At 68.6% G+C, this 11,451-nt stretch carries 11 protein-coding genes; all 11 read left to right on the top strand.

What is annotated here, in order from left to right:
* Positions 1-828 (top strand): nodulation protein NfeD (locus tag HZB86_06180; protein MBI5905123.1); only part of this gene is annotated, 828 nt, incomplete at its 5' end.
* Between the two features lie 242 nt (positions 829-1,070).
* On the top strand, positions 1,071-1,841 hold the full coding sequence (locus tag HZB86_06175) for a slipin family protein (protein ID MBI5905122.1): 771 nt from the start codon (positions 1,071-1,073) through the stop codon (positions 1,839-1,841).
* Positions 1,842-2,010: 169 nt separating this feature from the next.
* A complete protein-coding gene (locus HZB86_06170; GenBank protein ID MBI5905121.1) occupies positions 2,011-3,102 on the top strand; it encodes a SpoIID/LytB domain-containing protein in 1,092 nt (363 codons plus the stop codon).
* Positions 3,099-4,154 (top strand): tRNA preQ1(34) S-adenosylmethionine ribosyltransferase-isomerase QueA, encoded by a 1,056-nt coding sequence (gene queA, locus HZB86_06165; protein MBI5905120.1) that lies wholly within the window; start codon positions 3,099-3,101, stop codon positions 4,152-4,154. The genes HZB86_06170 and queA overlap by 4 nt, the downstream gene beginning before the upstream one ends.
* Complete coding sequence (tgt, locus tag HZB86_06160) at positions 4,151-5,269, top strand: tRNA guanosine(34) transglycosylase Tgt (GenBank protein ID MBI5905119.1); 1,119 nt, start codon at positions 4,151-4,153, stop codon at positions 5,267-5,269. Before queA ends, tgt begins: the two co-directional genes overlap by 4 nt.
* 19 nt (positions 5,270-5,288) lie before the next feature.
* On the top strand, positions 5,289-5,636 hold the full coding sequence (yajC, locus tag HZB86_06155) for a preprotein translocase subunit YajC (GenBank protein ID MBI5905118.1): 348 nt from the start codon (positions 5,289-5,291) through the stop codon (positions 5,634-5,636).
* Between the two features lie 44 nt (positions 5,637-5,680).
* Positions 5,681-7,276, top strand: coding sequence for a protein translocase subunit SecD (gene secD / locus HZB86_06150; GenBank protein MBI5905117.1), 1,596 nt, complete (start codon positions 5,681-5,683; stop codon positions 7,274-7,276).
* Between the two features lie 24 nt (positions 7,277-7,300).
* Complete coding sequence (gene secF, locus HZB86_06145; protein ID MBI5905116.1) at positions 7,301-8,215, top strand: protein translocase subunit SecF; 915 nt, start codon at positions 7,301-7,303, stop codon at positions 8,213-8,215.
* 13 nt (positions 8,216-8,228) lie between these two features.
* Positions 8,229-9,992 (top strand): single-stranded-DNA-specific exonuclease RecJ, encoded by a 1,764-nt coding sequence (recJ, locus tag HZB86_06140; protein MBI5905115.1) that lies wholly within the window; start codon positions 8,229-8,231, stop codon positions 9,990-9,992.
* A 39-nt stretch (positions 9,993-10,031) separates the two neighbouring features.
* Positions 10,032-10,922 (top strand): agmatinase, encoded by an 891-nt coding sequence (gene speB, locus HZB86_06135; protein ID MBI5905114.1) that lies wholly within the window; start codon positions 10,032-10,034, stop codon positions 10,920-10,922.
* Positions 10,923-10,939: 17 nt separating this feature from the next.
* Positions 10,940-11,451, top strand: a 512-nt coding sequence (locus HZB86_06130) for an arginine decarboxylase, pyruvoyl-dependent (protein ID MBI5905113.1), incomplete at its 3' end; no start/stop codon positions are given.

Genomic DNA, 11,451 nt, shown 5'->3' with positions numbered 1-11,451 from the left:
TCGGGGCGCAACGCCGACTGGGCCGAGAGCGCCGTGCGGGAGAGCGCCTCCCTCTCCGGGAAGGACGCCCTCGAGAGGAAGGTGATCGACCTCGTGAGCCCGTCGCTGGCCGACCTGCTGGACCGGGTCGACGGCCGCACGGTGCGGAAGGGGGATGCCGTCCTCGCGCTCCGGACGAAAGGGGCGTCGGTGACCCGCGTCCCGATGGGGCTTCGGCACCGCATCCTGTCCGCGCTGGCGGACCCCAACATCGCCTACATCCTGCTGATGCTCGGCGTCTACGGGATCTACTTCGAGCTGGCGTCCCCCGGCGCGGTGTTCCCGGGCGTGGTGGGAGGGATCTCCCTGGTCCTGGGCTTCTACGCCCTGCAGACCCTCTCGGCGAACTACGCCGGCTTCCTCCTCATCCTCCTCGCCGTCCTCCTCTTCTTTCTCGAGCTGAAGATCCAGTCGCACGGAGCGCTCGCCATCGGGGGGATCGTCTCCATGGTCCTCGGGAGCCTGATGCTCTTCCGCCGGAGCGCCGACCCGTTCCTGCGCGTCTCCTGGACCGTCCTGCTCGTCATGGTCTCGTTGTCGGCGGTCTTCTTCTCCGTGGTCATCTCCATGGCCGTGCGCAGCCAGCTCCGCAAGCCGTCCACCGGTCCGGAGGGGATGGTCGGCAAGACGGGGGAGGCGGTCACGGACATCGACGGGAAGGGAAAGGTGCACGTCGTCGGGGAGCTGTGGGACGCCCGGTGCGACCGCCCCGTACGCAAGGGGGAACGCGTGACCGTGAAGGCCCTCGACGGGATGACGCTCGTCATCGAACCGAAGGAAGACCGCTGACTCCGGGGACGCAACGGGAGATTTCGGCTGCGTCGCCTCGGAGCGGGGGCTCCGTTCGTGGCTCGCCGTGCGGTGAACCTGCACGGCTGCGCTTTACCTCACTGCGCCCCCCTCCTGCGGCGACTCCGCCGAAGCGGGAGTCCCGATTGCGTGGACGTAGGGCGGAGCCCGGAACCTGAGTACCTAACGATTGGATCGCCGGTCCCGGGGACGCAACGGGGCGGCACAAGGAGGAACATCGAATGTTCGTGTACGCGGCCGCACTGGTACTGGTCCTGATCTTCCTGTCCAGCGCCGTCAAGATCCTGAACGAATACGAGCGGGGGGTGGTGTTCCGGCTGGGACGGGTGATCGGGTCGAAGGGGCCCGGCCTCATCCTGCTGATCCCGGCCATCGACAAGATGGTCAAGGTGGACCTGCGGGTCGTGGCGATGGACGTCCCCCCGCAGGACGTGATCACGAGGGACAACGTCTCCGTGAAGGTGAGCGCGGTCCTCTACTTCCGCGTGATCGACCCGAACCGGGCGATCATCGGCGTGGAGAACTACCTGTACGCGACGTCGCAGCTGTCGCAGACGACCTTGCGGTCGGTCTGCGGACAGGCGGAGCTCGACGACCTCCTGTCGGAGAGGGAGAAGATCAACGCGCACATCCAGGAGATCCTGGACAAGGACACGGAGCCGTGGGGGATCAAGGTCGCCAAGGTGGAGATCAAGCACATCGACCTTCCGCAGGAGATGCAGCGGGCGATGGCCAAGCAGGCGGAGGCGGAACGCGAGCGGCGGGCCAAGATCATCGGGTCGGAGGGGGAGTACCAGGCGGCCCAGAAGCTGTCCGACGCGGCGAAGATCATCGCCGAGAATCCGATCGCCCTGCAGCTGCGCTACCTGCAGACGCTGCGGGAAGTGGCGGCGGAGAACAATTCGACGACCATCTTCCCCGTTCCGATCGACCTGCTCACGCCGTTCATGCAGATGGCGAAGATGGTGACCCCGGCGCCGCCGAAGGAGTGAGGGGGATTTGCATCCGGCCTTCCTCCGCAACCCGGACGCCCGGCGTTGGAGCGCCGTCGTTCTGATCCTCGCCCTTTCCGGATGCTCCGGGGCGCCGCCGATGCCCACGGCGGGGGATGCGCCTTTCCCCGCCCGGACGGAGACGGGGCGGAGGACGCCGGTTCCCGTCGTGCCGGCGCCCGGACCCGTGGCGCCGGGACCGTCCGAGGTGGCGGGGACCCGGTTCATCCGGGTGCTCGTCGCCGAGGGGCCGGGCCGGCTGACCGTCTTCGCGAATTCCTTGCGGGCATGGGATCCCGGCGGCCGGCCGGTGGCGGAAGGGACGGGAAACGTCGTCCTCGCGGCGGTCGGCGAGCGGATCCGGTTCGGGAACGCGAAGCTGCTCGGGAGCGCGATCGACCTGGCGGGATCCCCGGATCTTCGGGTCGACGGGCGCGGGTTGGGGGGAAGGGTGCGCGTCGTCGCGCGGAAAGGGCGGATCCTCGCGGTGGCCGCGGTTCCGCTGGAGGCGTACGTGGCCGCCGTCGTAAGCCGCGAAGTGCCCCCCGGCTTCCATCGGGAGGCGCTGGCGGCGCAGGCGATCGCCGTCCGGACGTACGCCGCGGGCTCGGTGCGCAGCCCGAGGGACCCGGAGTACGACGTGGCGGCGACCGTGGAGGACCAGGTGTTCGAGGGGACCGGCGACGTTCTCCCGGTGTTCCGCGAAGCGGCCGAATCGACGCGGGGGCTGATGGGATGGTACGGCGGGGAACCGGCGCGCACGGTCTTCCACTCGACCTGCGGCGGAAAAACGGAGTCCGCCGAAGGCGCCTGGGGGAGGGACATTCCGTACCTTCGGGGGCAGGAGTGCAACGATTGCTCCGAAAGCCCCGCCTACCGGTGGCAGTACCGGATGTCCGCAGCGGAGGCGCGGCGGGTCGCCGAGGCGGTGGGGGTCCGCGCGGGAACGGACGTGCGGTTCGCCGTCGCGGGGCGGAGTCCCACGGGCCGCGCGGCGCGGGTCCGGATCTCGTCGGGCGGCGTCGAACGGGACATCCGGGCGGCGGAGTTCCGGAAGGCGGCGGGGTACGCGCGGGTCCGAAGCCTCCGGATGGAGATCGCCCCGGCGGGGGACGGGTGGCTCTTCACCGGGCGGGGGTACGGGCACGGGGTCGGGATGTGCCAGTTCGGCGCCAACGGGATGGCCAGGGCGGGACGCGGATACCGGGAGATCCTCGCCCGGTACTACCCCGGCGTCACGGTCGCGCGGGAGGCGCCCTGAAAACCGCGCTCCTCGAGTACGATCTCCCCGGGGAGCTGGTCGCGCAGCGCCCCGCCGCGCGGCGGCGGGACGCGCGGTTGATGACCCTTTCGCGGAGAACGGGAGAGACGGGCCACACGACGTTTTCCCGCCTTCCCTCCCTTCTTCGGCGCGGCGATCTCCTCGTGGTGAACGACACCCGGGTCATCCGGGGGCGTCTCCGGACCGTGCGAGGGGGCGGCGGTTCCGTCGAGGTGTTCCTCCTCTCCCCGATCGGGAGCCGGGGTACGGAAGGCGAGCGGTGGGAGGCGATGGCGCGCCCGTCGAAGCGGCTTGCGGCCGGGGAGGAGTTCGCGGTCGGCGGTACGTTGCGGGTCCGGCTCGAGCGACGAATCGGCGGCGGGCGGTGGGAGGTCTTCCTATCGACCCGGGGAGGCACGGTGGCCGAAGCCGTCGAGAAGGCGGGCGAGATCCCGCTCCCCCCCTACATCCGCCGGTCTCCCGGGGACCCGTTGGCGGCGGAGGATCCGGTGCGGTACCAGACGGTGTACGCCGACATTCCGGGTTCGGTCGCCGCCCCGACCGCCGGGCTTCATTTCGACGAGTCGATGCTGGCGGAGCTTTCGGCCGCGGGAGTCGGGATCGCCCGGCTCACGCTATCGGTGGGGTACGGCACCTTTTCGCCGATCCGGACGGACACGGTCGAGGAGTACGACATCCACCCGGAACGGTACCGGCTGACGCGGGAGGCCGCGGAACGGATCAACGCGGCGAGGGCCGGAGGCGGCAGGATCGTCGCCGTCGGCACCACCAGCGTCCGGACGCTCGAGACGTGCGCGGGGGAGGACGGCGCCGTCGCTCCGTCCGAAGGGGAGACCCGGATGTTCATCCGTCCCGGGTACCGGTTCCGGGTTGCGGACGCGATGCTCACCAACTTCCACCTCCCTCGATCCAGCCTCCTCTTGCTGGTGATGGCGTTCGCCGGGATCGAGCCGGTCCGCGCGGCGTACCGGGCGGCGGTGGCGGAAAAGTACCGGTTCTACAGCTACGGCGACGCGATGTTCATCGGATGACGATCCGTTTCTCCATCGAGGCCCGGGACTCCGGCACCGCGGCGCGCGCCGGCGTGGTCTCGTCGGAACGCGGGTCCTTCCGCACTCCGGCGTTCATGCCGGTGGGCACCGCGGGAACGGTGAAGGGCGTATGGCCGGACCAGCTCCGGGAGATGGGGTACGGCTGCATCCTCGGGAACACGTACCACCTTTTCCTGCGTCCCGGGCACGGGCGGATCCGCGGGCAGGGGGGGCTCCACCGTTTCATGGGGTGGGACCGCATGATCCTCACCGACAGCGGCGGCTTCCAGGTGTTTTCGTTGAGCACCCTGCGCAAGGTGTCCGACGAGGCGGTCTCCTTCCGGTCCCACGTCGACGGGGCGGCGCACGCGCTCACGCCGGAGCTCGCGGTGGAGATCCAGGAGGCGCTCGGCTCCGACATCCGGATGGCGCTGGACGAGTGCGTCGCGTATCCGGCGGGACGGGGGGAGGTGGAGGACGCCGTCCGGCGGACCACCCTGTGGGCGAAGCGATCCATCGCGTCGCGCCGACTCGGGGAGGGAGGGATGTTCGGGATCGTGCAGGGGGGGATGTTCCCGGAGCTGCGCCGCCGCTCCATCGAGGAGATCCTGTCGCTGCCGTTCGACGGCTTCGCCATCGGCGGGGTGAGCGTGGGGGAGGGAAAGGAGCTTCAGCGGGAAACGGTCGACCTCGCCGCGCCGCTCCTTCCGGACGACAAGCCGCGCTACCTGATGGGCGTCGGCACGCCGGAGGACCTCCTGTACGCCGTCTCCCGCGGGGTGGACATGTTCGACTGCGTCCTCCCGACCCGGAACGCGCGGAACGGGATGATGTTCACCTCCGCGGGGCCGATGACGATCAAGCAGGCCCGGTACGCGGACGATCCGCTCCCCCCGGACGAACGGTGCGGCTGCCCGACCTGCGGCGCGTTCTCCCGGGCCTACCTGCGCCACCTCTACCTGCAGGGGGAGATGCTCTCGTCGATGGCGCTCTCCGTGCACAACCTGCACTATTACGCGCGCCTCCTGGAACGCGCCCGGGAGGCGATTTTCCGTGGAAATTTCACCGATCTTGTGAAAGAATTCACCGGTTCAGGCAAAGAGCCGAAAGAGTGAAGGAGGCATTGGACCGATGATGCTCACAGGGATTGCGTACGCGATGGGAGGGAGTCCGGGCGGCGGGTCCGGCGGAGCCGGAGGCCTCATGGGGCTGCTCCCCATCCTCCTCATGTTCGTGATCTTCTACTTCCTGCTCATCCGGCCCCAGCAGAAGCAGGCGCGAAAGCACCAGGACTTCATCAAGGGACTGAAGGTGGGGGACCGGGTGACGACCACCGGCGGGCTCCACGGCGAGGTCAAGGGATTGACCGAGACGACGATCACCCTGGAGATCGCGGAGAAGGTCCGCGTGAAAGTGACCCGCAGCGCGGTGTCGGGCTCCAGCCAGGAAGCCGCGACCCCCGAGGCGCAGAAACCCGCCTGACGTAGATCGGCCGCCGCAGGAACCGAAAGGAGCGTCCCCGCACCATGTGGAAGAGCATCACCTGGAGAGTCACCCTGATCGCCGTGCTGACGGCGGTATCGATCGTCGTCCTGGCCCCGTCGCTGACCGATTCGCTTCCCGGGACCTGGAAGGAGAAGATGCCCCGGATCAACCTGGGGCTCGACCTCCAGGGGGGCGTGTTCCTCCGCCTCGCGGTCGAGATCGACAAGGCGATCGAGAACACGATCCTCCGCTACGCCGACGACGCGCGGTCGGTGTGCCGCGAAAAGGGGCTGCCGGTGCTGTCGTTCCAGAAAGCCGGCGCGGACGGCTTCTCGTTCCGGTTCCCCCCCGGCGACTTCGCGGCGCGGGCGCAGGCGACCCTGAAGGAGGAGTTCCCCTCGCTCGAGGTTTCGCTGGGCGAGGTGAAGGCCGACGGCGCGTCGGTGACCGCCCGGATGAAGCCGGCCGAGGTCCAGGCGATCCGCACCAACGCCGTCGTCCAGGGAGTCGAGACGATCCGGAACCGGATCGACCAGTTCGGCGTCACCGAGCCGCAGATCATCGCCGAGGGAGAGGACCGGATCGTGGTCCAGCTTCCGGGCGTGAAGGACCAGCAGCGGGCCATCGAGCTCGTCGGCAAGACGGCGCTCCTCGAGTTCAAGCTGGTGGACGAGGGCGCGAGCCTCGATGAGGCGACGAAGGGGAGCGTCCCCGAGGATTCCCAGCTCCTCTACCAGAAGTCGGTGGACCCGCAGACGGGCCGCGCGACGAAGACCCCGATGCTGGTGAAGCGGCGGGCGCTGCTCACGGGCGACACGATCAAGACGGCGAAGGTGAACTTCGGCAACCAGGCGGGGGGCGCCTACGTGTCCCTGTCGTTCGACTCCCGGGGCGCCAAGGTCTTCGACCGCGTGACCGCCGAAAACGTGAAGCGGCGCCTGGCGATCGTGCTCGACGACACGATCTACTCCGCTCCGGTGATCCAGGAGCGGATCTCGGGCGGGGAGGCCCAGATCACCGGGAACTTCACGGCGGACGAGGCGTCCGACCTGGCGATCGTCCTGCGGGCCGGCTCGCTCCCCGCGCCGGTCAAGGTGATCCAGAACGTCTCCATCGGCCCGTCGCTGGGCGCGGATTCGATTCAGAAGGGGATCCGCGCCGCGCTGATCGGCGCCCTCCTGGTCGTGCTGTTCATGGCGCTCTACTACCGGTTCGCGGGGCTGGTGGCCGACTTCGCCCTGGTCTTCAACATCCTCTTCCTCCTGGCCGGCATGGCCGCCTTCTCGGCGACGCTCACCCTTCCCGGCATCGCGGGGATCATCCTCGCGATCGGCATGGCGGTCGACTCGAACGTCCTGATCTTCGAGCGGATCCGCGAGGAGCTCCGCGCGAAGAAGACGGTCCGCGCCGCGATCGACGCGGGGTACGACAAGGCGTTCTGGACCGTGGTGGATTCCCACGTGACCACGCTGATCACCGCGGTGATCCTGTTCCAGTTCGGCACCGGCCCGATCAAGGGGTTCGCCGTGTCGCTGTCGATGGGCGTGGCGATCAACCTGTTCACGGCGCTGGTGTGCACCAAGGTCGTGTTCGACTACCTGAACGCGAAGAAACCGATGCAGACGCTGAGCATATAAAGGGACCGGAGAATCCGCGCGATGATAGAGCTCGTCAAGAACACCCGGATCGACTTCATGTCATTGAAGAAATACGCTTTCGCCGTCTCCGCCGCCCTTACGCTCCTCGGGCTTTTCGGCACCGTGCAGGTGTATCGCGGGCAGGCGAACCTGGGAATCGACCTGGCCGGCGGCACCTCGATGCAGCTCAAGTTCCAGAAGCCGATCGCGATGGACGAGGTCCGGGGGATCCTGGCGAAGGCGGGACACAAGGAGGCGACGCTCCAGGGGGTGCCGGGCGAGAACATTCTCCTGATCAAGCTTCGGGCAGGCGCCAACTCCGAGGAGAAGATGGTCGCGGACCCCATCGTGAATCTGCTGAAGAGCTCCTTTCCGTCGAACCCGTTCGTCGTGGAGAGCGTCTCCGAGATCGGGCCGGCGATCGGGCACAAGCTTCGCCAGGACGCCGCGCTGGCCCTCGCGGTCTCGGCGCTGGCGATCATCGTGTACCTCGCCTGGCGGTTCGAATTCAAGTTCGGCGTGGCGGCGGCGATCGCGACCTTCCACGACATCTTCGCGATGGTCGGAATCTTCTACATCTTCGGCATCGAGAAGGACCTGCTGTTCATCACGGCGCTGCTGACCATCGGCGGCTACTCCCTGACGGATACGGTCGTCGTGTTCGACCGGATCCGGGAGAACGTCCGGCTCCGGAAGAAAGGAACGTTCTCCGAGACGATCAACCTCAGCGTGAACGAGGTCTTGAGCCGCACCATCGTCACCTCGCTGACCGTTTTCATCGCGACGGTCTCCCTGCTCGTCTTCGGCGGGATCGTGCTGCACAATTTCGCGCTGGCGCTGGCGATCGGAATCCTGATCGGCACCTACTCGTCCATCTTCGTCGCCAGTCCGGTGGTGGCCCTGTGGCGGGGCGAGAAGATGACCGAAGTGAAGAGGTGACCGGGGAGGCGCGTTGAGGGGGCCGGTCGAACGGGAGTGGAACCTGCTCGCCCCGGACCCGGCCCTCGTCCGTGAGCTTTCCTCCTCCCTGGGCCTGACCCTCGCCGCCGCTTCGGTGCTCGCCAACCGGGGGATCTCCGACCTCCGGGACGCGGAACGGTTCCTCCACGGCACACTGTCCGACCTCCCCGATCCCTCCCTCCTGAAGGACGCCGGCAAGGCGGCGGATCGTCTCGTCGCCGCGGGCGCGCGCGGGGAACCCGTGCTGATCTACGCGGATTACGACGCCGACGGCGCCACGGGGGCCGCGTGCGTCTTCCTGTTCCTGCGGGAGGCTTTCCCGGATCTCCCGGTCCGGATCCACCAGAACGACCGCCTCCGGGAAGGATACGGCCTCCAGGCGCGCGTCGTGGCCGATGCGGCGCGGGACGGATTCCGGCTCGTGGTCACCGTGGACCTCGGGATATCCGACGTCGGACCCGTCCGGGAGGCGTCCGAGGCGGGCGTGGAGGTCATCGTCACCGACCACCACCTCCCCGGGGACGTCCTTCCCGACGCGGTCGCCGTGGTCAACCCCCGGCGGCGCGACTGCGCCTTTCCGGAAAAGGAGGCGGCCGGCGTCGGGGTGGCGTTCCTGCTCCTGTGCGCCGTCCGAAAAGTCCTTCGGGAGCGCGGATTCTTCGAACGGCGCGAGGAGATCCGGATGCGCGGCTACCTGGATTTGGTCGCGCTCGGCACGGTGGCGGACATGGCGCCGTTGCTGGGCGCGAACCGGCTCCTGGTGCGGGAGGGGATCCGCGAAATCCGGAAGGACCCCCGGCCCGGGATCGACGCGCTCTTCTCCGCGGCCGGAATCTCCCCCGCGGACGCGACGGAGGCGGACCTGGGGTTTCGGGTCGGACCCCGCCTGAACGCCGCCGGAAGGATGGGGGACGCCTCGAGGAGTTCGCGGATCCTCGTGTCCCCGGACGGCGCGGAGGCGACCCGGATCGCGCGCGAGCTCTCCCACGACAACGGGAGGCGGCAGAGGGAGGAGGAGCGGATCCTCGCGGAGGCCGTGGCGGGGATCGAGGCGTCGGGGACGGTTCCCGCGGCGATCGTCCTTTCCCATCCGTCGTGGCACCAGGGCGTGCTCGGGATCGTGGCGTCGAAGATCCTGGAGCGGTACGGCCGGCCGGTCGTGATGCTGCGGGAGGAGGACGGCGCCGCGACGGGGTCGTGCCGGAGCGTCGACGGCTTCTCCATCGTGAAGGCCCTTGCGGAGCTCTCTCCGCTGCTCACCCGGTTCGGGGGACACGCCCAGGCGGCCGGGGTCGCGCTCGACTCGCGGAATCTCGGTCGTTTCCGGAGCGAGCTGTCCGTCATCGCGGCGCGCCACGCGGAGGTCTCCCCCTTCGTCCTGCGCCGCGCGATCGACGCGGAGATCGGGATCGGCGAAATCGGGCCGGAACTGATCGCCGACCTCGAGCGGATGCGCCCCTTCGGAGTCGGGAACCGCGAGCCGCTCTTCCTGCTCCGGAACGCCCGCGTCACGAAGGCTTCCCGCATCGGCGGGGCGGGGCAGCACCTCCGGTTCGAGGCGGAAGGGAACGGCGGACGGGTCGAAGGGGTCGCGTTCCACCGCGATGCCATCCCCGCCGACGGGTCCGGGCGATCCGACCTCCTGTTCGCGCTGCAGGAAAACGTGTTCCGGGGGACCCGGTCGGTGCGCCTCCTCCTTCGGGACGCCGGGAGGGCGGGACGTCCGGTATTGTGCGGCGGAACACCCCCGCGGTAGAATCCGTCGAACGGCCTCAACTTTAAAGGAGGTTTCAACGTGATCCCATACTCGGTCACATTCGGCGGGATCTCCGGCAGGTACGCGTCCTGGAAGGAGGCGACCTTCGCCGTCATCCCGTTCCCGGTGGACATCACGACGACGTACATGGCGGGGACGCGCAACGGCCCCCGCGCGATCCTGGACGCCTCCTCCCACATGGAGCTGTTCGACGAGGAGAACAAGATCGAGCCGTACCGGGCGGGGATCTTCGTCACCACCGAGATCCCGGCGACGACGGGCGGCCCGTCGGCCGCGCTGAAGGAAGTGGAGAGCCGCGTCAAGGCGACGGCGAAGGCCGGCAAGATCCCCGTGCTGCTGGGGGGAGAGCACTCCGGCACCTCCGCGGCGGTCGCCGCGCTGCGGAAGAAGCACGGCGAGCTGACCGTGCTCCAGTTCGACGCCCACGCGGACCTGCGGGACGAGTATCTCGGTTCCCCGCACAACCACGCCTGCGTGGGCCGCAGGATCGTCGACCTCGGCGCGAAGCTCGTCCAGGTCGGCATCCGGAGCATGTCCGAGGAGGAGGACCGGTACCTCAAGAAGGCGGAGGAGGTGAAGACCTTCTACGCCTCCGAGGTGCGCGACAACGTGGCCGACGTGACGAAGGGGATCGTCAGCTCGCTGTCCGAAAACGTGTACATCACCATCGACCTGGACGTCTTCGACCCCGGCATCATGCCCGCCGTCGTCACCCCGGAACCGGGGGGGCTCACATGGTTCGAGGTGATCGACATCCTGCGGGACGTGATGCGGGCGAACCGCAACGTGGTCGGGTTCGACATCATGGAGCTCGCCCCGATCGCCGGCATGGGGGCCCCGGACTACCTCGCCGCGCGCCTGTGCTACCGGCTGATGGGTTGGCTCGTCGCCCGCCAGTCCGAAAAGTAGGCAAGGAGAAGCCGCCCATGTCCGTTCCGACGAAGGTCTTTTTCACCAAGGGGGTCGGCCGCCACCGGGAGCAGCTGACCTCGTTCGAGCTCGCGCTCCGCGACGCCGGGATCCAGAAATTCAACCTGGTCCAGGTGTCGAGCATCTTTCCCCCCAAGTGCCGGATCGTGAAGAAGGAGGAGGGATTGAAGCTCCTCCAGCCGGGAGAGATCGTCTTCGTCGTCATGAGTCGCTGCTGCAGCGACGAGCCCAGACGCCTGGTGGCGGCCTCCGTCGGGTGCGCCCTCCCGTCCGACCGGTCCGTATACGGGTACCTGAGCGAGCATCACGCCTTCGGCCAGACCGAGAAGGTGGCGGGCGACTACGCCGAGGACCTTGCCGCCGCGATGCTCGCATCCACCCTCGGGGTCGAATTCGACGAGGACAAGAGCTGGGACGAGAAGCGCGAGGTGTGGAAGATCAGCGGCAAGATCTACAAGTCGTTCAACATCACGCAGTCGGCGATCGTCAAGGACGAGTACACCACGAC

It is taken from the genome of Deltaproteobacteria bacterium (genome assembly GCA_016234845.1).
In the GTDB taxonomy this organism is placed as follows: Bacteria; Desulfobacterota; Deferrimicrobia; order Deferrimicrobiales; family Deferrimicrobiaceae; genus JACRNP01.
This window is presented reverse-complemented; position numbering and strand designations above follow the sequence as displayed.